Raw genomic sequence first — 24272 nt, 5'->3', positions numbered from 1 at the left:
GTCTTTGCTTAGCAGTTTGACATATCTTGCTTAGAGAGTGCTAGGGGTGCCATCCTTGGGCTTGCCCAATCCCAGCGCCAAAAAGCCAAGGGCGATCGCCATCATCACACTGCTTTGCCAAGCGGGCGCCACCCCACCCCAGCGATCGAAGACCCACCCTGCCCATGCCGGTCCAGCAATCCCCGCCACACTTTGGAGTGATTGGCTAGCGCCAATAATTTTCCCCTGATCTTGATCTCGCACCCGATTGGAGATCACCCCTCGCAGCGAGGGCAACATGATTCCCACGCCAAAGGCCAAACCCACCACACACCCATAAAGCAAGGGCGCACTAAAGCCGCCCGCACTGGGCACCGCCGCAATCCCCAACAAGGCCAAGGCCACTAGGAGCAATCCCCCCAAGCTCAAGCGCTGCTCACCAAAGCGAGGAATCAATGAGCGAATCAAGCCCGCCTGCACAATCGTACTCACCACGCCAATAATCACAAAAATGATCCCCGCTTGGGCAGGTCCCCAACTCAATTGCCGCTTCAAGAAGAGGACGAAGATACTGGTAAAGCCAGCAAAGGCAAAGTTGAAAATAAAGAAGGCCATGAGTAAGGCTTGGAGGGTGCGTTGATTGAATAGCTCCAACCACTGTTGCTGCAAGGCAAAGCTCTTTAGGGTCAGGGGCGATCGCTGGGCTGCGGGCAATGACTCTGGCAAGATGAAATAGGCCAAGATGACATTCACCAGTGCCAAGCCCGCTGCAAACCAAATCGGCAACTTGAGATCAATGGCTGCTAGACTGCCGCCAATGGCCGGCCCAAAAATGAAGCCAATGCCAAAGGCTGCCCCCGTTAAACCAAAGTTCTTAGCCCGATCTGCTGGAGCAGAGGTGTCAGCAATATAGGCCTGAGCCGTTGAAACCACGCCCCCCGTGAGACCATCAATAATCCGCGAGACAAAGAGCAGCCAAGGAACCGTCGCCACAGCAAAGAGAATGTAGGACAGGGCCGTACCGGCAATGCAAATCAGCAACACCGGGCGACGTCCCCAATGATCCGAGAGGGCACCCAAAAGGGGAGCAGCAATGAATTGGGCAGCAGCAAAGGCAGAAAATAACAGCGTCAAGCTCAACGCATCAAAGTTAAATCGCTCCACGAGGAAGGGCAAAATGGGGAAAATCAGACTCTCACCCAAACGGTCGATGACAATTGTGAGTAAAACAATGAATAATGGTGAGCGTAGGTTGATCCCCATTGATGTGATACGTCCTCAACTGATGGATGCCTGCCCTAGCGGGTTTAGACCCCCAGAAAAAGGCAGTACAATAAAAGACTACAACTTAACACAATACAGTCCTTTTCCCATTGATTGGACACAGCCCAAAACATCCTACTGATGAGGTGATGCCACCCATGTCTGCTTATACCGAATCGTTGAAGCGATCGCTCTTTTTGACACTGATTGCCCTAGTTGTATCATTGACGATTTCCTTCTTGATGGCAATCTAAATTTGCCCTGAAAATCATTTATCATCTTCTATCAGTGATGTGAGTTGAGTGAGGTATGGCCACTCGTTCTGCCGCTGCACCCCCGCCGCTGCCCCTGTGGGTCATGTTTCGCCTAGGTCTGTTTCAGATGGGACTGGGCATGATGTCGATTCTGGTGTTGGGAGTACTCAACCGCATCCTGATTAAGGAACTAGCGGTGCCGGCCACATTGGTGACGCTGACGATCGCCATGCATCAATTTGTCTCACCGGTGCGCGTGTGGTTTGGTCAGCTCTCCGATGCCCATCCCATTGGCGGCTATCATCGCACGGGGTATGTCTGGGGTGGGGCTTTGGCCTTTACGTTGGTCACCTATGCGATTGTTCAAGTGATCTGGCAGGTGGGGCAGAGTTTAGATCAGGCGGGTTGGAGTCTCGTCACCCAAGGGTGGATTGGCCTATTGGGATTGCTCTTTGCCGCCTATGGCATTTGTCTCAGTAGTAGCTCGACCCCCTTTGCAGCTCTGCTTGTGGATGTCTCCGAAGAGGAGGAGCGCGGCAAACTAGTGGGCATTGTCTGGTCCATGTTGACCGTGGGCATTGTTGTTGGTGCCATTCTCAGTAGTGTGCTGCTGCGGCAGTTGGAGTTAGATACCCCCATTGAACTGCTACAACAAAATGTCAATCGTCTCTTTTTGGTGGTCTTGACGGTGGTCTTTGCCCTCGCGATCGCCAGCACCTGGGGGGTTGAGGCCAAGTATTCCCGCTACCATGTGCGCAGCCGTGCCTGTGACAATCCGGAAAACATTACCCTTGGTCGCGCCCTGAAAATTCTCACAGCCAACTCCCAAACGTGGCGCTTTTTTCTCTTCCTTATCCTGATGACCCTGAGTTTATTTATTCAGGAACCGATTCTGGAACCCTTTGGCGGTGAAGTTTTTGGCATGACGATCGCCGAAACCACCCGCTTGAATGCCTACTGGGGCATGGGTACCCTTGTGGGTCTAAGTTTCACCGGATTTTTGATTGTGCCCCGCCTCGGCAAGATCCGCACCACCACCTATGGCTGTTGGGGGGTGGCCTTGATGTTCTTGCTCTTGATCATCTCAGGCGTCACGCAGCAGGTGTGGCTCTTTCAGTTGCAACTCTTTCTCTTTGGCATTGCCGCTGGGGTGACAACAACGGGTGCCCTCAGTCTCATGCTGGACTTAACGGCGGCGGAAACAGCGGGGACATTTATTGGCGCTTGGGGCTTAGCGCAGGCCATTGCCCGGGGATCAGCGACTGTTGTCGGCGGAACGGCCCTTGATATTGGGCGTCAACTGTTTGGCGTGCCGATCCTCGCCTATGGATTTGTCTTTTGTCTGCCGATGCTGGGAATGCTGACCGCTGTCTTGCTTCTGAAACGAGTGGATGTCAGTCAATTTCGCCAACAATCTCAGGTGGCGATCGCCAAGGTCTTGGCTGAGGACTTGGAATAGAGTCACCTACCAGCGGGCAAAGAAGGAAAAATCCAACTTACCAAAGTGGGTGACATGGGCGATATTAAAATGCTCTAGGCAATTCACCAGCCAGCGTACCTTGCCGCGACTAAAGGACTGATAGTGGTTAAACAGGATCGCAAAGCGTTTTTCAAGGTAGGGTTTTACTTTCTTGCTGAGGAGCACAACCTTGAGCAATAAGCCAATCGTTGCCGCCGTGCCGATGGTATTGAGCAAATCAACAAAAACCAGATGGTTAGGATTTTGGGCGCTATCCACCACTAAGTAGTTGAGGGTCTGGCTACAGGTGCGCACAATGGTAAACTCATTCAAAGGGTGCGGCTGCTGAAAGAGGGGCAGCGTTTCCAAATACTGGTAAAAGCGCTGGCGAAAGCGACCCCGCCCCACCTCCGCTGTGGTGTCCGTCAAGTAGTGGAAGAAGGCATCCCGAAAGTCGCGGGTGGATTTCAGGCGTTGCAGCCGCTGTCCAAATTGACTGGCCAAGTCGCGATAGGTGTGGCGGCCATCCACCTTACCGACAAAATGTTGAATCGAGGTTCTGACTTCCTCAGCAGAGAGCAACGTAGGATTTTTCACCAGTGGGATATTGTTATGCCCCTGAGCACGGCGAAACTCACTCGTGAGGTATTGACTCAGGTTCATTTCAAACTGCTGAGTGGCCTTTTGCTGAAAGTCTTGAATGTAGCGCAGGTCTTCGGGTGTCGTGTCATCGCCCACCAAGCAGTGGTTATAGAGATAGGGATAGCGGCGAATTAAGGTAGCAAGGGGGCGATCGCTATTTTGCTGAATCTGTGAAACGTCTTGGGCATCTTCTTGCAGAAATTGCACCATGCGCTGGAGCTTCTGAAAGGCTTCACTCTCTAAATAATCCTTGAGGAGCAGCCGCAGCTTACGCACAATTGGTGCCCGGCTCAGACCCCCGGCCGGCATCGCCACAGGCGTTTGCAGCATGGCCAAAAATTCAGAAACAGCGCCTTGGAGCAAGGGGCGAGATTGCCAGCGGTTAATCAAAATGTGGCAGCAGCGGTTCATAAAGGGACGAAACTGATCGGCTACCTGTAATCCGGTAACAATCCGATCCATCGCCTCTTGAATCCGGCGGTCGGGATAGGTATACCCCATAAGGAAAAGGGCACGAAACCGCTCAATGACTTGCTGTGGACTCTCGTGCTGCACGCATTCCAGCAGGTGATCATAAACCAGTTGGTAGTCGTTTGCCTTTATCCAATTATTCATAGGGGATATGCGCTCCGAAGCCACGCTGCTACCGACCGTGCTGGAACTCAGGGCCACCACTGAGAGGTTCTAACATACCTGCATCATAAAAGGCGACATATCGTTAACTTGTGATCAAAACCACAGTTTTTCCGTGATCCTAATCACAAGAATGACCTCGGTATCTTTGATTGCTGACTAGCGCAAATCCCCTACTACTTTTTGATGATAAACAACAAGATAATCAATTGACAACCGACGATAAAAATTGGTGCTAAGTTCTCTCCTCAAAAGGGTTTTTAGGCTTCGCGAGCATTAGCGTCCCTGATACCCCGAAAGCTGAGCTAGACCCTCTAGGGGATAGACCCCCTCATAGCGTTTACCGTTGATTTCCCATGTGGGGTAGGCACGGATATTGGCCTGCTTGCACAGTTCAGGTTGGCCATTGGTACCGCGTGGATCGCACTCAATATAGTTGATACTTTTGAAAGCGCTGCCAAAGAGTTCTTTTTGCTTCATGCAAGCGGGACACCAGTAGGCACCGTACATCTTGGCATTGATTTTCTTGAGGTGGTTCGCCAGCCCTTGGGGAGAAATGGTCTGACTGGTTCCCTGCGCCATGACCATATCGGGAGATTGAAAGATGGACAAACGGGGCACAAGGGCGATCGCCAGCCCCACACCCAAACCAAACAGGAGATAGCGCAAGGAGTTTTTCATTGAGAACCATCCACTAACCGAATCTAGTGTACTGTACTCCACATAGTGCTAGAGCTAAAGACCGCGAGTACCGTCTTGTAGTTCCGCTATTCTGAAAATTGCATCTAAGAATCATGCTGGCACGCCTTATCTAGGAACAATGAAGCAGCAGTACGACCAAGATTACAGTGCGTGGATTGCAGAAACAGTGGCATTGTTGCGAGAAGGACGATGGCAAGAGTTGGATCTGCCCCATCTCATTGCTGAGGTAGAGGACTTGGGCAAAAGTGAACGGCGCGCCATCAATAGCCAGTTAACTCGTCTGCTGCTACACCTCTTAAAGTGGCAATATCAACCCCAGCGCCGATCCGATAGTTGGTTGGATTCGATCACGGATGCCCGCACTCAAATTGAGCTGACCATAGCTGATAGTCCGAGCTTGCGGGATTATCCGGCCAGCCAACTTGCCATAAGCTATGAACGCGCTCGCCGCCAAGCAGCAGAGCAAACGGGTTTACCGCTGAGCACCTTTCCTGAAACCTGCCCTTATCCCCTAGAGAGGGTTTTGACCCAGAGTTGGCTCCCCGAAACGGACACTTAAGCTCAAAACACTAGATGAGGTGCATTCGCCCGTGCTATTGCCGTTAAACTAAAACTACGTTATAGCGGCAGTGCCCTTGCGGATCTTTGAATGGCAGCGATTTTTGAGCTTCATCCGGTTAACCCCCAGCCCCGCACGATCGCCCAAATTGTTGAGGCTCTCAGGGAAGGGGCAGTCATGCTCTACCCCACGGATACCGTCTATGCCATTGGCTGCGACATGAACCACAAAGGAGCGGTGCAACGGGTACGCCAACTCAAGCAACTCTCCAACGATAAACCCGTCACTTTTTTGTGCTCTTCCCTCTCCAACATTGCCCAGTATGCCTATGTCAGCGATGCTGCTTATCGCCTCATGCGTCGCCTGATCCCAGGCCCCTACACCTTTTTGCTCCCCGCTACCAAACTGGTGCCCCGCCTTGTCCAAAATCCCAAACGCAAAACCACAGGGATTCGCGTACCTGACCACGTTGTGAGCCAAGCGCTGTTGACCGCCTTGGGGAATCCGATTATTTCCACCTCAGCACGACTGCCCGACGACGAGACGTATTACGTGAATACCGCAGATCTCTTCGATGCCTTTGATAAACGGGTGGATTTGATGATTGATACCGGCGAACCCCCCGGACAGCAAATGTCGAGTATCCTTGATCTCACTGTGGAGCCGCCGCTACTGGTACGCAAGGGACAAGGGTGGGAAGCGCTACCAGCAGAACTGGTGACTGTTGAGTGAGCCACTCCAGCTTTTCAGCAGATAGAAACCGTTATACAAGGCTTGATTCAAGAATGAGTTCATCGCAATTAATTGGCAAAGTATATTTAGTGGGCGCAGGCCCCGGCGATGTGGGGCTACTGACGGTGCGTGCCAAGACGCTACTGGAGTGGGCGGATGTGGTGCTCTACGATGCGCTGATTAGCCCCGAAATTCTTAACTTGATCAACCCCCACGCGGAAAAAATTCATGTGGGCAAGCGGCGGGGCAACCATACCCTCTCCCAAGCGGAGATTTGTCGCCTGCTGATTGACTTGGCTCAGCGCCATACGGTGATTGTGCGCCTCAAGGGGGGTGATCCCTTTGTCTTTGGCCGAGGGGGTGAAGAGTGTCTTGCCCTTGTCGAGGCTGGCATTACTGTCGAAGTGGTGCCGGGGGTCACCAGTGGGGTGGCTGCACCTGCCTATGCGCACATTCCCCTCACCCATCGGGATTTTAGTTCTTCGGTGGTTTTTGTCACGGGTCATGAAGCTGCTGGCCGCTATCAACCGCGCGTCAATTGGTCGGCTCTGGCTACGGCGGTGGATACGATTGTGATTTACATGGGACTCCATCATCTGCGGGAAATTGTGCCGCAACTCCTGGCAGGGGGGCGATCGCCCCAGACGCCCTTGGCCTTTATTGAATCAGGGACAACACCGCAACAACGGGTGGTGGTGACAACCCTAGAGCGAGCGATCGCCACCTATGACGAGGCACAGATTCAAACGCCTGCCTTGATTGTCATTGGCGAGGTCATTCACCTGCGCTCCCAGTTAATGGGAAGTCTCCACTAGGTCTGAAGAAACAGGTTCTAGGGACACCGACAGCATTGCCCGCTCCAAATAGGGCAAAAGCTTACGTCGCGTTTGATCCAGAGAATAGGCAAGGCGAATATTCTCTCTAGTGAGCAGTCCCAAAACCCGTTGTGGGTTCTGGCGATCGACCACGGGCAACTGCCTTAAATCCCGCGCTGCCATGCGATCGAGGGCGTCCTTCAGGGGTTCATCCCCATAGGCCAGTAACAAGTCTCGCGTACAGACACTCCCCACCGTTTGCATTTGATAGGCGGTTGTTTCCTGATCCGCTTCCCAACGGGTCAGCACCCGATTAATATCCCCAAGGGTGACCAACCCCATCAAGTCCTGCTGACTATCGGTCACAAAGGCGCAGTAGGCTTTTTTTTCGATTAGTTGTAAGCCAGCTTCGACCACAGGCATTGCTTCACTAAGAAACAGCACCTCCGATTGCATGGCTTCCGCCACAGAAAGATTGGGAGGACTTTCCTCCTGCTCCTCCTTCTGGGTCTGAGCGCTGGGTGCCAATGCGGGCAGTTCGCCCCGTTTTTGAACACTCAAACTATTCACTAGCCAGACACTCAAGCCCACCGCTGCCATCAGAGGCAAAATAATGCGATAGTCCCGCGTCATTTCAAAGAGTAGCAAAATGGCGGTTAAGGGGGCATTGACGCTAGCGGCAAGGACGGCGGCCATTCCCACCGTTGCGTAGGCGGCAGGAGCAGCAATACTGTTGGCAAACATGGGTAGCAGGATCGGCAACACCTTACCGTAGGCAGCTCCTAGGGAAGCCCCCAGAAATAGGGCTGGTGCAAAGATGCCCCCCACCAGACCACTGCCTAAACTCACTGCTGTTAAGACCATCTTGGTCAGTAGCAAGATCAACAACAAACCGAGGGAGAGGTTCACATCCCTGAGAATTGCTTCCACCGTTTCATAGCCAACGCCCAGCACTTGCGGTAAATGCAAAGCCACAAGGCCAACACATAACCCACCCACAAGAGGACGCAGCGCTAGGGGAATACGACCTAAAAACTGCATGGGTGGAATTTTCCCCTGAAAAACTTGGGGGAGCCACTGAAGTAACTGGGTATAGACAATGGCAACGCCGTAGGCCAACAGTCCTAAGCCCAAATACAAGGGCAACTCAAGGGAACTGCGCACCTCATAGGTGGGCAAATCAAAGGCGGGTTGTGCCCCCAAGCCGATTTGGGTAATCAGGGCAGAAATCACAGCGGCCAAAAGCACCACACTCACAGCCGTTGTTTCAAACGTGGTGCCCAATACCACCTCTAGGGCAAAGAACACGCCAGCGATCGGGGCATTGAAGCCTGCTGCCAGCCCTGCCGCCGCCCCTGCACCGAGGAGCAACTTTTGCCGTTCTCGCGAGACCTTCAGCGCTTGACCCAAGAGAATGCCGATGTTGGCACCCACTTCCACACTGGGGCCTTCTGGACCAAGGGACGCACCTGTACCAAGGGAAATCGCCGCCGCAAAGGTTTTGGCAATGGGGCGAATGAAGGGAATTTCCTTGCCCGCTTCTACAGCACCCATCAATGACATCAGGTTGGGACTAAACTCTTGGACAAACCAGCGGATGATCCCCACCAGCAAGCCCCCCAAGGCCGGAACACAGGCCAGTGTCCAAGCGCCCCATCGACCCATCAGCCCCATCAAGTCTTCAAGGGCCATGTGATGAATTGTCTCAATCAGGTAACGAAACAGCAGCACACTTAGCCCCGCACTGCCGCCAATGAGGACTGCCAAGACCAGTACGACGGTTTCCGGGGGCGGTTGCAATTGATTGAAAAGTCGAGTGAGGCGAGATTCAGCAGTCAGAGAGGGAGGGGAGGATGGGGAGGACACTGTTGCAAAGGGGTGAGAAAAAGTTGCTTAAAATCGCTCATCTTCAATTATGCGGAATTTCCAATGGAGAAGCTAAAAGGGCAAAATTTGCGGCGTGACTTGATAAAAGTAAGGATGTAGCCACCACAGCAAACCGACAAAGATCGCTACTCCCCCATAGGCGGGGCGCCAAAATTCCCGCCACACGAGTTGTTGCCTACCTTCCCAAATGGCTTTGAAGGGAATGATTGAGGTGCGGGCTTTCAGAGCAGTAAACGCTTCTCCATGCCGTGCGTACCAGCGGCGATCGCCATGCCAAACCCCAAAGCAGTGATGGGCAATCAGCCCAAGGGAGGTCAGCAGTGTAAAGGACGTGCCCAACCACAGCGTATGCGCCACACACCAGATCACCTGTCCCCATAACTGCGGGTGACGGGTAATGCGAATAATGCCCGTTTCGTAGAGGTGCACTTCTGGCTTTTGTACAGCGGCAATCTCTAGCAAGTTAAATGTGGCCGGATAAAGAAAGAGAAACGAGATCGCCGATAGCCCCCACACGAGCGCCCCCATCCCCGGTACCCCTTGGAGTTGCCACAGTTGCACGCCGTCGTAGCGATGGGCCAAAAAGTAGAGAATCAAGGTTGTCGCTAAGGGCAGACTCACTAGGGCAAAAAAAATGCGATAAAGGCGGGCACCGACGCGCTTTTCTGCCCAAGGACGTAGGCTTGCCAATCCACTGTGGGCGATCGCAAACAAGAGCAATAACCCCACCATGATCCACTGCGAACTGGTTTGCCAACTGTGCTGATCCACGCCGATCTACTCCGTACGATTAAAACCCCATCCCATGATCCCAAAGGGTCAGACGCTTTGTAAAGTAATGTAACTGAGCCGCAAAACGCAGCCTATGAGCTATAGTCAAGGCGTTGAGGGCATCCGACATCAATCTATGTTCAATTGGCTCGATCGCCTCGAAAACCGCCGCCTACTGCGCCTGCTGTTGCTCTTTGCCCTTGGCTGGATTGGCGTGCAACTTTTGCACTACTTTGCCTACGTCTTACTGATCTTTCTTTTTTCGGCCATTCTGGCGTTTTTACTCAACTATCCTGTGGGCTGGCTCAAGCGTTACTTGCCCCATGGTTTGGCGGTTACCATTGTGTTTCTCGGGACATTGGCAATTCTAATCGGCTTGGGGATTACCCTTGGGTTGGCGATCATTGGACAGTTGCAGGACTTGATCACCAATTTGCCTAGCCAAATTGATCTGTGGATTGACTCCCTTGAGAGGATGCAGCAGTTTCTGGCGCGATGGAATCTAGACATCAATTTCCAGCAACTGGAGTCAGAATTGCGCAACTTTGCCCTTGCGGGGATTCAGTTTGGCTTTGGTAAGCTCCAGTCCATCTTTGCCCTCTTCCTAAGCGGCATTATTGTTGCTGTGATTACCTTCTTTATGCTGCTGGAGGGGGAGCGGCTATGGCAGTACCTACTGAGTTTTTTGCCTGATCTGTGGCGCGATCGCGTGCCCCAAGCCTTAGAGCGGAACTTTTTGGGCTTCTTTAGTGGCCGTTTGCTTCTCTCTCTCTTCTTTGGTACCGCCACATTCCTTGTCTTGCTGGTGTTACGTGCCCCCTATGCCCTTGCCCTTGGGGCGATCGCCGGTGGCTTGGATCTCATTCCAGGGATTGGCTCAACGATGGGCATTTCCCTCATCTGCTTGATCCTGCTGCCCAAGAGTATTGCCCTGAGTGTGCAAGTGCTGATTGGCTGTATTCTGCTGCAACAGGTGGAAGAAAATATCCTCATGCCCCGTGTCATGCGCAACTCCGTCAACCTAAATCCAGTGGTTTTATTTTTTTCCCTCTTGGTGGGGGCAACGGTTGCAGGCATTGTCGGTATCTTCCTTGCCATTCCCATTATGGGGACGATTGTCAGTTTGCTAGATCTCAAAGCCTTGCAGGCAAGCAGTGAGGCTGATCCGAAATCCTCGCAGGGCAAACGCATACTCAGGCAGTAGCAAGGAGATGAGCGAGGTAGTCATCGTCTGCTCTCAAACGTTTTGCCTTGACGCCGACCTTCACAAAGGTGTCCTGACGCATTCACAGTTATTGTGCTGGATAATATCTCATTCTTGATTGGAATAGCTATAGTCCCTGAGCAGGTTCCACGCCAGTTCAAACGTGTACTCAAATCCTTGAATCACTCCCTGCTTTTCTATATTGCTCAAGGGGCGAGTACGGCACAGTTCCACCTCTTCCTGAAGCCTCTGAAACGCTTTTTTATAACTCTTGAGTCGCCACTGCCAGTGTTCCATGATCTATCCTTCACTGAGGGGGTGATCACTTCTTGTTGCCAACCCCTGTTGCAATGTCAGGATCACGCTTTTCATATCCCCTTGCAAAAGGGCCGGCAAGTTCAGCCACAGGCCGGCAAACTCTTGACTACGCAGCACTCCCTCGCGATCGGGCTGTTGTTGAACGTAGCTCCCCTGCTCGCGGTGATACCAGTAAAAGACCTGTTCTGAGACCACCCACACCAGATATTCCTTGACGCCAAAACGGCAATAGAGGTCTTTCTTGTCGTGGAGATCGTAGGCGGCACTGCTAGAGGCAATTTCAATCACTAACTCCGGTGCCCCTTCGATGTAGTCATCGGCACTAATGCGTGATTGTCCCCCCGCCGATTCTTCGAGGCGCAATAGCACATCAGGTTGCACTTCATTGCTGTCATCCAGCCGTACAGTAGCATTGTCACACATCATCAAACTGGGCATCAGTGTCGCATAGGTACCCAGCCACACAACCATGTGTCCGTGAGGTTGAGCGTGCTTTCTTACTCTAATTGGGGAGGCCACAAACACGACTCCATTGATCAGTTCCGCTTTTTTAATGTGGGGAGAGTGCTCATAGCGGTATTCAAATTCCTCGCGGGTTAGGCGATCGCCACTTTCAAGGGGGATGATATTAACTAATTGAGTCATTCCGTAGCCTCCGGGGGCAACGCTAAATTTATTGTGATTGCCGCTTTAAGGCTTCAGCAAACCGTTGGCATTCAGGGGAAGCTAGCCCCTGTTGTAATGTGATCATTACGCTTTTCATATTCCCTTGTAAAAGGGCAGGCAAATTCAACCAGAGACCGGTAAACTCTTGACTGCGAAGCACTCCCTCGCGATCGGGTTGTTGTTGAACGTAGCTTCCCTGCTCGCGGTGATACCAGTAAAAGACCTGTTCTGAGACCACCCACACCAGATATTCCTTGACGCCAAAACGGCAATAGAGGTCTTTCTTGTCGTGGAGATCGTAGGCGGCACTGCTAGTGGCAATTTCAATCACTAACTCCGGTGCCCCTTCGATGTAGTCATCAGCACTAATGCGCGATTGTCCCCCCGCCGATGCCTCAAGGCGCAATAGCACATCGGGTTGGACTTCATTTTGGTGATCAAGCCGGACTGTGGCGTTATCGCAAACCATGAAGGCGCTAAATTCAATGCTGTAGTGAAAGAGCCAGCCAAGAATGTTGCTATGGGGCTGGGCGTGGTTTCTAACCCGAATTGGTGAGGCCACAAACACGACTCCATTGATCAGTTCCGCTTTTTTAATGTGGGGAGAGCGGCCATAGCGGTCTTCAAATTCCTCGCGGGTCAGGCGATCGCCACTTTCAAGGGTGAGGAGAGGAGCCGTCATTTTTCGCAAAAGTCCGTGATAGCACCCAGCACCTTTATTCTAGGCGTCAGTGAGATGGTGAATGGTACACGCGCATCAACTAAGCAGCAGGTAATCCCAGTACCTCACCGGTGCCCGCAACAACAGTGCCAATTGGCCAACTCTCAACCCCCCACTCGGCAAAGCAGGCCTGCGCCGCTGCAACCGCTGACGGCGGTAAAACCACGGTGTACCCAATCCCCATATTGAAGGTGTTGAAAAGTTCGCCCAAGCTGACTTCCCCCATCTCCCCTAGCCAGTGGAAGAGTGGTGGAATCGGCCAAGCCTGAGGATCGAGTTGAGCTGATCGCCCTTCGCCCAAGCAGCGGGGCAAATTTTCCGGCAGACCACCGCCGGTGATGTGAGCCATGCCGTGGATGGGAATCCCTTGCGCCAAAGCAGCACGAATGGGTTGGACATAGAGGCGCGTCGGTTCTAAGCACAGCTCGCCAAGGGGGGTGGAGCCAAGGGGGGTATCCTGCCAACTGAGCTGGCGATCGCCGACAATTTTGCGTACCAAACTAAAGCCATTACTGTGCAAGCCAGAACTGGCTAAACCCAACACCACATCCCCCACCTGCACCTGGGTGCCATCCAGCACCTGATCCTGCTCAACGACACCAACACAGAACCCCGCAAGGTCATAGACCCCTTCGGCATAGAATCCCGGCATTTCCGCTGTCTCCCCCCCCAAGAGGGCACAACCCGCCGCTTCACACCCTTGGGCAATACCCGCCACCACAGCGGTCATAATCTCTGGCGCCAGACAACCACAGGCAATGTAGTCCAAGAAAAAGAGTGGCTCAGCACCGCAGGTGAGGACATCGTTGACACACATGGCCACCAGATCAATGCCAACCGTATCGTGGCGATCAAGCGCCTGAGCCAGCTTTAGCTTCGTGCCCACCCCATCAGTTCCCGACACCAAAAGGGGCTGACGATAGCCCTTGGGAATTTGACATAGCCCAGCAAAGCCTCCCAGTCGTCCCACCACTTCCGGTCGTTGGGTGCGCTGCACCAAGGGGCGAATTTGCTCGACAAAGGCACGGCCAGCGGCTACATCTACACCGGCACTGCGGTAGTCCATCAATGCTGCTCCTGTAGTTGGGGGTAGTGAGCCTTGAGATACTCTAGGAGGCCTTCACAGGCATCGGTGAGCAGATCCAACACCTTCTCAAACCCCTGACGGCCACCGTAGTAGGGGTCGGGCACTTCCCTCGCGTCGTGGTGACGGCAAAAATCACACATTAACCGCACTTTATCGCGGTATTTCCCTTCGGGGTCAAGGCGCAAGATATCATAGTAGTTTTCCCGATCCATCGCCAAAATCAGATCAAATTCCTCAAAGTCGGCGGCATGAAATTGGCGTGCTCGATGGGTTAAGGGCAGTCCCCGTTGCCGTGCCGTCATCACCATGCGGGCATCCGGTGGATCGCCAACGTGAAAGTTGCTGGTGCCGGCGGAATCACACTGAATCTCATGCTCTAGGCCGGCCTTTTTGATCAGATCCTGCATGATCCCTTCGGCGGCAGGGGAGCGACAGATATTACCAAGACAAACAAAAAGCAGACGGATGGGCATAGCGCGTTTCCTAGGGGGCGGGAATCAGCGTACGAATGAGATCAGCGACCTGCTGACTGCTGTTGGGCATGGCCAATTGGCGGGCATTCTTTGCCATGGCTTGTAATTTTTGGGGCTGCCCTAGCCATTCTAAAATGATCCGTCCGAGGCGATCGCCCGTCAATGCCGACTGCGGGATCATTTCAGCAGCGCCGGCACTCACCAGCACTTCAGCATTCACCGTTTGGTGATCTTCAGCCGCATAGGGATAGGGAATCAACAGCGCTGGGGTTCCTGTGAGGGTTAGTTCCGCCAAGGCACTGGCGCCAGCTCGACTAATGACGATATCCGCGCGGTGCAGCAGGGGTCCCATGGGTTCAAAGAAGGGAAAGACGAGATAGTGGGGATGCTGAACACTTTGGGCATCGGGATCATTGTTGCCCGTGAGATGCACCACCCAAGCCCCCGCCTCGAGCCAGCGGTGAACCGTTTCCCGTACAAGGCGATTGATGGCCACTGCTCCTTGACTCCCCCCCATCACTAGAATCAGGGGTACCTCCTTGGGAATCGGCAACTCCAAGTCGCCGGGATGGAGAATATCGGGACGCACCGGCGTGCCCGTGACCCGTAGGTTCAGCCGTTTGGATTTGAGGTAGGCTAAACTCGCGGGGGTACCCAAGGCAACCAGCGTACACCAAGGCGCCAGCCAGCGGGTGACTTTGCCCGGTAGGGCGTTGGATTCATGGAGCAGGGCGACACGCCCCAAACTGCGAGCCGCTAAAATAGCTGGCGCTGCAATGTAGCCACCGGTGGTAAACACCCCTTGGAAGTGTCCCTGTTTTAATAACTGGCGCGTTTGCCAAAAAGCTCCCCAAAATTGCCAGAGGGGGCGCAGCCTTGCCCAAGGGGTCTTGCCTTGGACACCACCGAAGTTGATCGTATGCAGGGGGTACTGGGGCGGAATTAATTTCTGTTCAAGGCGATCGCGCACCCCCAACCAATGGATGTCATATTCAGGTAACTCTTCTGCTACTGCTAGTGCGGGAAAGAGATGCCCGCCGGTACCACTCGCTGCAATCAGTAGTTTCCTTTGCCCCAGCATTAAACATTCCAGCCCAATGTGGTCATGAGCTTATCGACAAAGTTGGTATAGACAATACCGCTGCGAAACTCTGGTGTGTCCATCACCTGCTGATGAAAGGGAATGGTGGTCGGCACCCCCATAATCGCACATTCTCTTAGGGCACGCTTCATGCGGGCAATGGCAGCGGGGCGATCGCTCCCCCACACCACCAATTTACCGATCAGCGAATCATAGTAGGGGGGGATTTCATAGTCGGTATAAACATGGGAGTCCATGCGCACCCCAGGGCCACCGGGGGGCAAGTAACCGCTAATACGACCGGGATGGGGACGGAAATTGCGCTCCGGATCCTCGGCATTGATGCGGCACTCGATCGCGTGTCCGCGCAACTCAACCTGCTCTTGGGTCAAACTGAGGGGTTCCCCTTGGGCAATGCGAATTTGCTCCGCAATCAGATCCAGCCCCGTAATCATTTCTGTGACGGTGTGCTCCACCTGAATGCGAGTATTCATTTCCATAAAGTAAAAGTTGTCTTGGCCGTCGAGGAGAAATTCAATGGTGCCGGCACCGACGTAGTTAATGGCTTTGGCGGCAGTGACAGCAGCAGCTCCCATCTTGGCACGCAGTTCGGGGGTGAGGGCAGGGCTAGGCGCCTCCTCAAGGAGCTTTTGATGACGCCGCTGTACAGAGCAATCGCGCTCCCCAAGGTGAATGACATTGCCATAGCTATCCGCCAGAATCTGGAACTCAATGTGGCGGGGATTTTCAATAAACCGCTCCAGATAGACGCCGGCATTGCCAAAGGCGGCTTCCGCTTCCCCTTGGGCGGCACTGAGAGCCCGTCCTAAATCTTCAGCAGAGCGCACCAAGCGCATCCCCCGGCCACCCCCCCCAGCCGTGGCTTTAATCATCAGGGGATAGCCAATTTTGCGAGCGATCGCCCGCGCGGTTTCCTCATCCTGCACCAGTCCATCACTGCCGGGAATTGTTGGCACCCCCACCTGTTGCATCGTCGCTTTGGCGGTGGATTTATCCCCCATAGCACGCATGGCAGCGGGACTCGGCCCAATAAAGGTAATTTTGTGGTCGGCGCAGATCTCGGCAAAGCGGGCATTTTCCGCCAAAAAGCCATAGCCCGGGTGAATCGCCGAGACATGGCGGGTGAGGGCAGCAGCAATAATGTTGGGAATATTGAGATAGCTGCGGCTACTGGGGGCTTCGCCAATGCACACCGCCTCATCGGCCAATTGCACATGCAGGGCATGGCGATCTACGGTGGAATAGACGGCAACCGTTGCAATGCCCAATTCCTCACAGGTACGCAGAATCCGCAGTGCAATTTCGCCACGATTGGCAATCAAAATTTTCGTAAAGGCCATGGCGGTCAACGGTAGGGGAAGCGATCCCTAATGCTACCATGCCAGCCGAACGCTTCCGAAAAGGCGACGGCAATTGCATTGGTGCCACTGGCAAAAACAAGTTAGGATCAGCAGGGTTTTATTTGGGAGCGCACTATGGCTGCTGTGTCACCCACGATGGCCTTGACCGTTACGAAAACCAGCAATTGGACAATTGAGGACAGCGAGCAGCTCTACCGCATTCAGGGCTGGGGCGAACCCTACTTTGGGATTAATGCTGCGGGTCATGTCACCGTCTCTCCCAAGGGCGATCGCGGTGGGTCATTGGATCTCTATGAATTGGTGCAGGCGCTCCAACAGCGCAACATTGGCCTCCCCCTGCTACTGCGGTTTTCCGATATCCTTGAGGATCGCATTGAGCGACTCAATGCCTGCTTTGCCCGTGCCATTGCCCGCTATGGCTATCAGGGCACCTACAAGGGGGTCTTTCCCGTTAAGTGCAATCAACAACGCCACATCATTGAAGCCCTCGTGCGCTTTGGCCAGTCCCATCAGTTTGGCCTAGAGGCAGGATCAAAACCGGAATTGCTGATTGCCTTGGCCATGCTCAATACACCGGGGGCACTGCTGATCTGCAATGGCTATAAGGATCGCGGCTACATTGAAACGGCTATTCTGGCGCGTCGCCTCGGCCACACCCCGATCATTGTCCTTGAGCAGCCTGAAGAAGTCGCGGAAGTGATTGCTGTCAGTCAGGCTTTGGGCATTGAACCCATTGTGGGGGTGCGGGCAAAACTCAGTACCCAAGGGGTGGGGCGTTGGGGCACTTCTGCGGGCGATCGCGCCAAGTTTGGTCTGACGGTGCCAGAGATTTTAACAGCGGTTGAACAACTGCGAGAAGCAGGAATGCTCAATTCCTTGCAACTGTTGCACTTTCACATTGGCTCGCAAATCTCTGCCATTAGCGTCATTAAGGATGCCATTCGCGAAGCGGGGCAAATTTATGGCGAGCTGGTGCGCCTCGGTGCCAATATGCAATACCTCGATGTGGGCGGTGGCTTAGGGGTGGATTACGACGGCTCGAAAACCAATTTCCATGCCTCGAAAAACTACAGTATGCAAAACTATGCCAGTGATGTGGTGGCCGGCATTAAGGACGCCTGTCGGCAGCGGGGCATTCCCGATCCCATTCTCATTAGTGAGAGTGGCCGCGCCATTGCCTCCCATCAATCGGTGTTGATTTTCAATGTCTTGGGGGTCAGTGAAGTGCCCAAAATTACCCCCGAACCGGCCACGGAAGAGGAGCACCTGATTATCCGCAACCTCTACGATACCTACCAAACAATTGATGAAAACAACTACCAAGAGGCCTACAACGACGCCCTGCAATTTAAGGGAGAAGCCATCAGTCTCTTTAACTTTGGCTACTTGAGTTTGCCAGAGCGGGCACGGGCAGAGAGTCTCTTTTGGGCCTGTTGTGCCAAAATCCTCGGCATTGCTCGCCAGCAGGAATATGTGCCCGACGATCTCGAAGATCTTGAGAAAATCATGGCTTCGATTTACTACATCAATCTGTCGGTGTTTCAATCGGTGCCCGATAGCTGGGCGATCGATCAACTGTTTCCAATCATGCCAATCCACCGCCTCGATGAAGAACCCACAGAACGGGGCATCCTTGCGGATCTCACCTGCGACAGCGACGGCAAAATTGACCAGTTCATTGACCTGCGGGATGTGAAATCGGTCTTGGAACTCCATCCCTTTCGCCCAGGGGAACCCTACTACCTTGGCCTTTTTCTCAACGGTGCCTACCAAGAGATCATGGGCAACCTCCACAATCTCTTTGGGGATACGAATGCCGTCCATATCCGTCTAACCCCCAAGGGCTACGAAATTGAGCATTTGGTGCGGGGCGATACAATGCAAGAAGTCCTCGGTTATGTGCAGTACCAAGGGGATGCCCTCCTCGAGAAAATTCGCCGTCGTGCCGAGGCTGCCCTTGCGGAGCAGCAAATTACATTGGCAGAAGCGCAGCACCTACTGGAAAACTACGAGCGGAGTTTGCGCAGCTACACCTACCTGTCCTCCTAGGGAAAGCCATGCTGGGAACATTTCAATCAAGCCATTTGCGCATTGAAGTGCCGGCCACCGCAGACCAACTGCGGGATTATTTGACGCAGCCAGCACAGTTACGGCAGTGGTTGTGGCCCCTACAGATTCAGACGACGGGCGATCGCCTGCAAGTGGGGGATACCTTCAGCAGTGAATTCCTGTGGTTAAAACTGGAACATCGCGTGGAACTACTCACAGCAGAGCGACTGGTATTGGTGCTGCGGCAGACCATTGAGGGCTGGCAAGAATGGTCGTGGGGAGAGGGCTGGGTACAGTCCTGTATTGAGGGGGTGACACCGCTGCCTCTAGAGTTGGGGCAGACTTTCCTTCTATGGCGGTTGAAATCAGTGCTGAGTGAAACGGTAGCAAGCTGAGGGTCGAAGAACGTTGAAGCGATCGCGCCAATTGGGATGGATCTTATTCTTGAGTGCCCTGCTTCTCAGCAGTTGTGAGGGCAGTGGGCTACAAAGTTGGTTTGCTGCTGACCCCAATGCTGATCAATGGGCGGGGAAAGCACCCACGCCAGAACCGACGACAACGCTACCAGAGAATTTACGGTTTCCTAATGCGATGCTTGTAGCCAATCAGCCCCAAGCGGGGTCACCCCAGACGACGGAAACCCGCTGGCAAGCACCCGCGCCGGCGATCGCCATCCAGCAATTCTATAGCCAACAATTTCAGCAGTCGGGCTGGCAACTGGTGGAGCAACAGGTAGCCGACAATACGATCACCCTCAGGGGGCGCAGTGCTGAACTGGAAGTGAGGGTCACCATCAACACGGTGCCAGAAAATAACCTGACAACCTTCACCGTGGCCTACACATCCACCAATAGCACCACGGCCACACCGTCTCCCCAGCCCACCCATTCCTCCCCCCAAACGTTCGCTGATCTAGAGGACGCCCCTGCCCCCCTACAGCCGGCCATTCGTGACTTGGCAGAACTGGGGGTTCTCAGCACCACGGGCGATCGCCTGCAACCCAATACCCCCATCAGTCGTGCTCAGTTTGTGCGTTGGTTGGTGACCACCTACAACCGCTTTTATGCCGATCGCCCCGCACGCCAAATCCGCTTGGGCAGCCGCAACGACACACCCATTTTCCAAGATGTGCCCCGTGATAATCCCGACTTTCCCTATATTCAGGGACTGGCGATGGCAGGATTTTTGCCCAGCCCCCTCACCGGCGATACTAGTACCCTCTTTCGCCCCAATGCTCCCCTTACTCGCGAAACGCTGTTGCAGTGGAAAGTGCCCCTTGATCAACAGGGGCGGCTCAGTCCCAGCACGATTGACCGCATTCAGCAAACATGGGGCTTCAAGGACAGTCAACGGATTGCTCCCCCCGCCATCAATGCCGTGGCCGCTGACTATCTCGCGGGGGATCTCTCGAACATTCGCCGCGTTTGGGGAGAAACCCTCTTGCTCCAGCCCCAAAAACCCGTCACCCACGCCGAAGCCGCAGCAGCCCTGTGGTATATCGGCAACGGTACCGAGGGACTCTCAGCAGCGATGGTGAAGCAAGCACCGCCCTCTGCCTCCTAGAACCTTGCTAGATTAGAAATCCGAGTCAATTGTTACGATTTGCTGAACTGATTGCTACCTATGCCTTGGCCCTTATCCCGTGGTTACCATCGTCAAATTGCCCGCCTCGAAATTACGGGGGCGATCGCTGGGGGTACTCGCCGTCGTGTCCTCAAAGCCCTGAAAACCATTGAAGAACGGGGCTATCCGGCACTACTGGTGCGCATTGACAGTCCCGGCGGGACCGTGGGGGACTCCCAAGAAATCTATGCGGCTCTCAAGCGTTTGCAGTCGAAAATGAAAATCGTTGCCAGTTTTGGCAATATCTCTGCCTCTGGCGGGGTCTATATCGGTATGGGGGCACAGCACATCATGGCCAACCCCGGCACCATTACGGGCAGTATTGGCGTCATCCTGCGGGGCAACAATTTGCAACGGCTCCTCGACAAGGTGGGGGTCTCATTCAAGGTGGTCAAGTCTGGCCCCTACAAGGACATTCTTGCTTTCGATCGCGACCTTACCGAGGAAGAAATCCGCATTCTCCAAGACCTCATTGACACCAGCTATCACCAATTTGTCCAAACCGTGGCCGAAGGCCGTAACCTCGATGTCGAAACCGTGCGCAGTTTTGCCGATGGCCGTGTCTTTACCGGTGAACAGGCCCTTGCTCTCGGACTGGTGGATCGCCTAGGAACCGAGGAGGATGCCCGGCGCTGGTTAGCGGAACTGGCCGGACTTGACCCCGACAAAACCAAGGTGCAAACCATCGAAGAACCCAAGTCCCCCTTGGCTCGGCTGTTTCCGCGTCAGCAGGAACGATTCCCCTTTCCCTGGCAAGCGGGTCTCGACTGGCTGGAATTTGAAATGGCCACCAATGGACTTCCCCTATGGCTCTATCGCCCCTAAGCTGGATACAGTACCCTTGCGGATATGTTGATGGAGGAGCACACTGTGGGCTGGCGCGTCCGAGCAATTCGTGGAGCAACTACCGCCACTGAAAATTCAATTCCAGCAATCCGTGAGGCAGTTTTGGAACTCCTCGGCGAGATTGAGCGGCGCAATGCCCTCGATTTCTCGGAAGTGATTAGTGTGACCTTCTCTGTGACCCGTGACCTCGATCAAATCTTTCCGGCAGCGATCGCCCGGGAATGTCCCCATTGGCGCAACATTCCTCTCCTCGATGTTCAACAAATGCATGTGGAGGGAGGCTTACCCCGCTGTATCCGCTGCTTGATTTACTTCAACACCCCCAACCCCGATCAACCGATTTACCATGCCTACCTGCGCCATGCCCAGAGCCTCCGCCCCGATCTGGCAATGCACGGCGACTACCATCCCCTCCATCTGTCCTCTCATTCCCTAGGTTAACTATGACCGCTCTTGTCCGTGACTACATGACCCCCAACCCCTTTACCATTCCTGCCGATGCCCCGATTTCTGAGGCAGTTCGCCTGATGGAAGAAAAACAGGTGCGCGGCCTCCCCGTGGTGGATGATAAGGGCAAATTGGTGGGCTTGGTGTCTGAAGCTGACCTGATTGTGCGCGAAGCGCCTCTCGAGCCACCGTTGTACATTACGTTCCTCGGCAGCATTATTTACTTTGAGTCTCCAGAATCCTTTCATCAACACCTCAAGAAAACCCTCGGCCAACAGGTGCAAGATGTGATGACCCCCAACCCCCACACGATTAACGTCGATGCACCTATTGCTGAAGCGGCTCGCCTCATGGTGAATCACCACATTAGTCGCCTGCCGGTCTTGAATGCCCAAGGAGAATTGGTCGGCATTATTAGCCGTCATGATCTGTTGCGAGCCTTGCATACCCAAGAAACTTCTGCGTGACGTTTGTCAAATTGACCTGACACTAACTTTCAAGATTGGTGACTTCCCATAGAATAACCACAGGTTCGCTCGCGATCGCCTGAGGGTTCTTTGATCATGACCGCTTCCCTTGATTTGATTTGGCAGCAGGCACGGCAGGGTCAAGCAGAGGCCATTGCCCATTTGATGAACCGCACGCTTCAGGCCAAGGGAGTGCGTGCCCTCGTTCGGCGACGGGGTGACTGTTTACAAATTATGTTTGAAGCGGCGCGATCGCTCCCTCCCCAAGTCTGCGTTCAGTTTGTTTGCCGAGGCCTCAAGCAATTGGCGCCCCAAGGCGTTCTACGTGTACGGCTCCATGCTCGGCTCCTTGGCGAAGAATGGCCAGAATGGACACAGACCATTGACTTACAGGAGACCTTACCAGCGGCGCCGTCTGTGCAGACAAGCTCAAATCCAACGACACCTGCCACCACGCCATCCCATCAAGCGGTCAGTGCTTTTGCCCTCAGTTTATTGGCGATCGCGGGCACGGGTGCCGTTGCCCTTACCCTGCAAAATCAACTCAGTGTCGATGCCCCGCCGAGTGCGGAACCCAGTCCAGCCATTACAACCCCTGAACCCGACGTTCCCCTTGTGCCCCCCCCACCCGCCCCGAGCGATCGCCGTTTGCGGATTAAGGCCGTTGGCGATATTGTCCTTGGCACCAATTTTCCGAGTAACCGCTTGCCTGCGGATCCACAAAAGCTCTTTGCCCAAGTGAAACCCTATCTTCAGGGGGCAGATCTCCTCTTTGGCAATTATGAAAGTACCCTCACCGATCATCCCCATCCCTTCAAAAACACCAGTAGTGGTCGCAGTTTTGCCTTTCGCTCACCGCCCAGTTATGCACAGGTGTTGCGCCAAGCTGGTTTCAATGTCCTCAACATTGCCAACAACCACAGCTACGACTTTAATGAGCAGGGATTTCGCGATACGATTCGCCACATCAACGCCGCTGGCATGACCGCCATTGGTGATCTCAATCAAATTACCTACCTCGAAGTCAATGGCCTGAAAACCGCATTTATTGGCTTTGCCACCTACTACGGCCAAAATCGCATTCAAGACCTCAAGGCCGGTGCTGCTCTTGTCCAGAAGGCCAAGCAAAACGCTGATATTGTGGTTGTTAGTTTCCATGGTGGCGCCGAAGGCAGCGATCAAATTCACACCCGCGATCGCACCGAGTACTTTTATGGCGAAGACCGCGGCAATGTGGTTCAGTTTGCCCGCACCATGATTGATAACGGTGCCGATTTAATCTTAGGTCATGGTCCCCATGTCCCCCGTGCCCTCGAATTGTATAAAGGCCGCCTCATTGCCTATTCCCTAGGGAACTTTGTCGGCTATCAGACCCTGAGCAGTCACGGCACCCTTGGCAAGTCCTTAATCCTCGATGTTGAACTCGATGGTTCTGGCCGCTTCCTTCAAGGTAAAGTCATTCCTGTACGCCTCAATGCCAAGGGGATTCCCCACATTGATCAAAACTTTGCCAGTGTGCAACTGATTCGCCGTTTAACCCAAGCCGACTTTCCCAACACTCCCTTGCAGATTGAACGCCTCGGTGAAATTGTCAGCACCGATTCCCAATCCTAGTCTTCCTCTGGTCGATGAGACAACTGTTGGTGCTCAATTTTGACCGGTAGAAACTTAGGAATTTGCGTAATAAAGGATTCGGCTGTCGAACTATTTCCTCTTTGATTTCAATGTTACTCCTTGAGACATATTCAACTAACATTTCATTTCGTTTATACAATCCCCAAAACCAATATTCTTTAACTAAGCACTGGGCAGTGGCGGTCATATCTTTCGTTTCAGTGCGCTGACAACTCAACTGTACTGAAAGGGTGGGAGAAAAGTATAATTTTAAGAAAATGATTATCAAGCCAGCAAGCGTCCATAAAAGAGCCATTTCATCAGCAACGGATGAACCTTCTAGCTTGATTTGAGATTCGCTTTTCTTTGCAATGTTCATTTTTTAATAATTTATTAAATTTTGATAAAAATTCTCTATCTCATCCTATCTAGCAGGGTAACAATTTCACTTTGGAGATGGCTTTTAGGTTTATAGACTAGTAAACAAAATTTAATGGTTTTTCATTTTCAATTCCTATGAAAAGGGCTGTGCACTAACTTTCACAGCGTTGCGAGTGTGCGATACTTGTGGAAAGGGCTGTACTGCGATGCAAAGCTT

The 24272-nt window shown here is 53.5% G+C and carries 24 protein-coding genes; 12 read left to right on the top strand and 12 right to left on the bottom strand.

Annotation, left to right across the window (positions count from 1 at the left end):
- Positions 1–30: 30 nt before the first annotated feature.
- Entirely contained in the window at positions 31–1242 is a 1212-nt protein-coding gene (locus tag RHP47_RS07655; RefSeq protein WP_310840136.1) for an MFS transporter, read from the bottom strand.
- A gap of 309 nt (positions 1243–1551) precedes the next feature.
- On the opposite strand from RHP47_RS07655, the gene RHP47_RS07650 reads away from it, so the two are divergent.
- Positions 1552–2955: a BCD family MFS transporter gene (locus RHP47_RS07650; RefSeq protein ID WP_310840134.1), complete on the top strand. Its 1404-nt coding sequence runs from the start codon at positions 1552–1554 to the stop codon at positions 2953–2955.
- 6 nt (positions 2956–2961) lie between these two features.
- Here the strand turns inward: RHP47_RS07650 and RHP47_RS07645 are convergent, their stop codons facing one another.
- Positions 2962–4212: a hypothetical protein gene (locus tag RHP47_RS07645; protein ID WP_310840132.1), complete on the bottom strand. Its 1251-nt coding sequence runs from the start codon at positions 4210–4212 to the stop codon at positions 2962–2964.
- A 294-nt stretch (positions 4213–4506) separates the two neighbouring features.
- Positions 4507–4911, bottom strand: a complete 405-nt coding sequence (locus tag RHP47_RS07640; RefSeq protein WP_302677471.1) for a hypothetical protein — start codon at positions 4909–4911, stop codon at positions 4507–4509.
- Positions 4912–5050: 139 nt separating this feature from the next.
- Here RHP47_RS07640 and RHP47_RS07635 point away from each other — a divergent pair, with 139 nt between their 5' ends.
- From RHP47_RS07635 to cobA, 3 genes are all read left to right on the top strand, one after another.
- Complete coding sequence (locus tag RHP47_RS07635) at positions 5051–5491, top strand: DUF29 domain-containing protein (RefSeq protein WP_302677472.1); 441 nt, start codon at positions 5051–5053, stop codon at positions 5489–5491.
- Between the two features lie 90 nt (positions 5492–5581).
- Complete coding sequence (locus RHP47_RS07630) at positions 5582–6223, top strand: L-threonylcarbamoyladenylate synthase (RefSeq protein ID WP_310840130.1); 642 nt, start codon at positions 5582–5584, stop codon at positions 6221–6223.
- 53 nt (positions 6224–6276) lie between these two features.
- Positions 6277–7038 carry a uroporphyrinogen-III C-methyltransferase gene (gene cobA, locus RHP47_RS07625; RefSeq protein WP_310840129.1) on the top strand — a complete coding sequence of 254 codons (762 nt, stop codon included), beginning with the start codon at positions 6277–6279 and terminating at the stop codon, positions 7036–7038.
- Here cobA and RHP47_RS07620 read toward each other — a convergent pair.
- Together RHP47_RS07620 and RHP47_RS07615 are read right to left on the bottom strand one after the other, a co-directional pair.
- Positions 7018–8904, bottom strand: a complete 1887-nt coding sequence (locus tag RHP47_RS07620) for a chloride channel protein (RefSeq protein ID WP_310840126.1) — start codon at positions 8902–8904, stop codon at positions 7018–7020. The two genes, cobA and RHP47_RS07620, sit on opposite strands and share 21 nt — an antisense overlap.
- A 72-nt stretch (positions 8905–8976) precedes the next feature.
- Positions 8977–9657 carry an NnrU family protein gene (locus tag RHP47_RS07615; protein WP_255451735.1) on the bottom strand — a complete coding sequence of 227 codons (681 nt, stop codon included), beginning with the start codon at positions 9655–9657 and terminating at the stop codon, positions 8977–8979.
- 175 nt (positions 9658–9832) lie between these two features.
- On the opposite strand from RHP47_RS07615, the gene RHP47_RS07610 reads away from it, so the two are divergent.
- Entirely contained in the window at positions 9833–10900 is a 1068-nt protein-coding gene (locus tag RHP47_RS07610) for an AI-2E family transporter (protein ID WP_310840124.1), read from the top strand.
- A gap of 108 nt (positions 10901–11008) precedes the next feature.
- Here RHP47_RS07610 and RHP47_RS07605 read toward each other — a convergent pair whose 3' ends face one another.
- From RHP47_RS07605 to accC, 7 genes are all read right to left on the bottom strand, one after another.
- Positions 11009–11197, bottom strand: a complete 189-nt coding sequence (locus RHP47_RS07605; protein ID WP_149819657.1) for a nucleotidyltransferase substrate binding protein — start codon at positions 11195–11197, stop codon at positions 11009–11011.
- A 3-nt stretch (positions 11198–11200) separates the two neighbouring features.
- Positions 11201–11863 (bottom strand): Uma2 family endonuclease, encoded by a 663-nt coding sequence (locus RHP47_RS07600; RefSeq protein WP_149819655.1) that lies wholly within the window; start codon positions 11861–11863, stop codon positions 11201–11203.
- A gap of 28 nt (positions 11864–11891) precedes the next feature.
- Positions 11892–12566: a Uma2 family endonuclease gene (locus RHP47_RS07595; protein ID WP_310840122.1), complete on the bottom strand. Its 675-nt coding sequence runs from the start codon at positions 12564–12566 to the stop codon at positions 11892–11894.
- Between the two features lie 79 nt (positions 12567–12645).
- Positions 12646–13671 carry a phosphoribosylformylglycinamidine cyclo-ligase gene (gene purM, locus RHP47_RS07590; protein ID WP_286625196.1) on the bottom strand — a complete coding sequence of 342 codons (1026 nt, stop codon included), beginning with the start codon at positions 13669–13671 and terminating at the stop codon, positions 12646–12648.
- Positions 13671–14165 carry a low molecular weight protein-tyrosine-phosphatase gene (locus tag RHP47_RS07585; RefSeq protein WP_149819649.1) on the bottom strand — a complete coding sequence of 165 codons (495 nt, stop codon included), beginning with the start codon at positions 14163–14165 and terminating at the stop codon, positions 13671–13673. The genes purM and RHP47_RS07585 overlap by 1 nt, the downstream gene beginning before the upstream one ends.
- 10 nt (positions 14166–14175) lie before the next feature.
- Positions 14176–15246 carry an undecaprenyldiphospho-muramoylpentapeptide beta-N-acetylglucosaminyltransferase gene (gene murG / locus RHP47_RS07580; protein ID WP_310840121.1) on the bottom strand — a complete coding sequence of 357 codons (1071 nt, stop codon included), beginning with the start codon at positions 15244–15246 and terminating at the stop codon, positions 14176–14178.
- Positions 15246–16607, bottom strand: coding sequence for an acetyl-CoA carboxylase biotin carboxylase subunit (accC, locus tag RHP47_RS07575; protein WP_286625194.1), 1362 nt, complete (start codon positions 16605–16607; stop codon positions 15246–15248). The genes murG and accC overlap by 1 nt, the downstream gene beginning before the upstream one ends.
- Positions 16608–16763: 156 nt before the next feature.
- Between accC and speA the strand changes: the two genes are divergently transcribed.
- The 7 genes from speA to RHP47_RS07540 all read left to right on the top strand — a co-directional run bounded on the left by speA (position 16764) and on the right by RHP47_RS07540 (position 23674).
- Positions 16764–18677 carry a biosynthetic arginine decarboxylase gene (gene speA, locus RHP47_RS07570; protein ID WP_310841394.1) on the top strand — a complete coding sequence of 638 codons (1914 nt, stop codon included), beginning with the start codon at positions 16764–16766 and terminating at the stop codon, positions 18675–18677.
- 8 nt (positions 18678–18685) lie between these two features.
- Positions 18686–19072, top strand: coding sequence for a hypothetical protein (locus tag RHP47_RS07565; RefSeq protein ID WP_286625193.1), 387 nt, complete (start codon positions 18686–18688; stop codon positions 19070–19072).
- A gap of 49 nt (positions 19073–19121) precedes the next feature.
- Positions 19122–20240 (top strand): S-layer homology domain-containing protein, encoded by a 1119-nt coding sequence (locus RHP47_RS07560; protein WP_310840119.1) that lies wholly within the window; start codon positions 19122–19124, stop codon positions 20238–20240.
- A gap of 60 nt (positions 20241–20300) precedes the next feature.
- Positions 20301–21125 (top strand): signal peptide peptidase SppA, encoded by an 825-nt coding sequence (gene sppA / locus RHP47_RS07555; RefSeq protein ID WP_286625191.1) that lies wholly within the window; start codon positions 20301–20303, stop codon positions 21123–21125.
- Positions 21126–21155: 30 nt separating this feature from the next.
- Entirely contained in the window at positions 21156–21587 is a 432-nt protein-coding gene (aroH, locus tag RHP47_RS07550; RefSeq protein WP_149819637.1) for a chorismate mutase, read from the top strand.
- Positions 21588–21589: 2 nt separating this feature from the next.
- Positions 21590–22060: a CBS domain-containing protein gene (locus RHP47_RS07545; protein ID WP_310840118.1), complete on the top strand. Its 471-nt coding sequence runs from the start codon at positions 21590–21592 to the stop codon at positions 22058–22060.
- Positions 22061–22156: 96 nt separating this feature from the next.
- On the top strand, positions 22157–23674 hold the full coding sequence (locus RHP47_RS07540) for a CapA family protein (RefSeq protein WP_149819633.1): 1518 nt from the start codon (positions 22157–22159) through the stop codon (positions 23672–23674).
- Positions 23675–24272 lie beyond the last annotated feature (598 nt).

This window comes from Thermosynechococcus sp. QKsg1, assembly GCF_031586415.1.
Taxonomy (GTDB): domain Bacteria; phylum Cyanobacteriota; class Cyanobacteriia; order Thermosynechococcales; family Thermosynechococcaceae; genus Thermosynechococcus.
This window is presented reverse-complemented; position numbering and strand designations above follow the sequence as displayed.

Coding starts and splice junctions, on each gene's coding strand:
- RHP47_RS07655 (WP_310840136.1), bottom strand. CDS start 1,242: ATGGGGATCAACCTACGCTCACCATTATTCATTGTTTTACTCACAATT.
- RHP47_RS07650 (WP_310840134.1), top strand. CDS start 1,552: ATGGCCACTCGTTCTGCCGCTGCACCCCCGCCGCTGCCCCTGTGGGTC.
- RHP47_RS07645 (WP_310840132.1), bottom strand. CDS start 4,212: ATGAATAATTGGATAAAGGCAAACGACTACCAACTGGTTTATGATCAC.
- RHP47_RS07640 (WP_302677471.1), bottom strand. CDS start 4,911: ATGAAAAACTCCTTGCGCTATCTCCTGTTTGGTTTGGGTGTGGGGCTG.
- RHP47_RS07635 (WP_302677472.1), top strand. CDS start 5,051: ATGAAGCAGCAGTACGACCAAGATTACAGTGCGTGGATTGCAGAAACA.
- RHP47_RS07630 (WP_310840130.1), top strand. CDS start 5,582: ATGGCAGCGATTTTTGAGCTTCATCCGGTTAACCCCCAGCCCCGCACG.
- cobA (WP_310840129.1), top strand. CDS start 6,277: ATGAGTTCATCGCAATTAATTGGCAAAGTATATTTAGTGGGCGCAGGC.
- RHP47_RS07615 (WP_255451735.1), bottom strand. CDS start 9,657: ATGGTGGGGTTATTGCTCTTGTTTGCGATCGCCCACAGTGGATTGGCA.
- RHP47_RS07610 (WP_310840124.1), top strand. CDS start 9,833: ATGTTCAATTGGCTCGATCGCCTCGAAAACCGCCGCCTACTGCGCCTG.
- RHP47_RS07605 (WP_149819657.1), bottom strand. CDS start 11,197: ATGGAACACTGGCAGTGGCGACTCAAGAGTTATAAAAAAGCGTTTCAG.
- RHP47_RS07600 (WP_149819655.1), bottom strand. CDS start 11,863: ATGACTCAATTAGTTAATATCATCCCCCTTGAAAGTGGCGATCGCCTA.
- RHP47_RS07595 (WP_310840122.1), bottom strand. CDS start 12,566: ATGACGGCTCCTCTCCTCACCCTTGAAAGTGGCGATCGCCTGACCCGC.
- purM (WP_286625196.1), bottom strand. CDS start 13,671: ATGGACTACCGCAGTGCCGGTGTAGATGTAGCCGCTGGCCGTGCCTTT.
- RHP47_RS07585 (WP_149819649.1), bottom strand. CDS start 14,165: ATGCCCATCCGTCTGCTTTTTGTTTGTCTTGGTAATATCTGTCGCTCC.
- murG (WP_310840121.1), bottom strand. CDS start 15,246: ATGCTGGGGCAAAGGAAACTACTGATTGCAGCGAGTGGTACCGGCGGG.
- accC (WP_286625194.1), bottom strand. CDS start 16,607: ATGGCCTTTACGAAAATTTTGATTGCCAATCGTGGCGAAATTGCACTG.
- speA (WP_310841394.1), top strand. CDS start 16,764: ATGGCCTTGACCGTTACGAAAACCAGCAATTGGACAATTGAGGACAGC.
- RHP47_RS07565 (WP_286625193.1), top strand. CDS start 18,686: ATGCTGGGAACATTTCAATCAAGCCATTTGCGCATTGAAGTGCCGGCC.
- sppA (WP_286625191.1), top strand. CDS start 20,301: ATGCCTTGGCCCTTATCCCGTGGTTACCATCGTCAAATTGCCCGCCTC.
- aroH (WP_149819637.1), top strand. CDS start 21,156: ATGGAGGAGCACACTGTGGGCTGGCGCGTCCGAGCAATTCGTGGAGCA.
- RHP47_RS07545 (WP_310840118.1), top strand. CDS start 21,590: ATGACCGCTCTTGTCCGTGACTACATGACCCCCAACCCCTTTACCATT.
- RHP47_RS07540 (WP_149819633.1), top strand. CDS start 22,157: ATGACCGCTTCCCTTGATTTGATTTGGCAGCAGGCACGGCAGGGTCAA.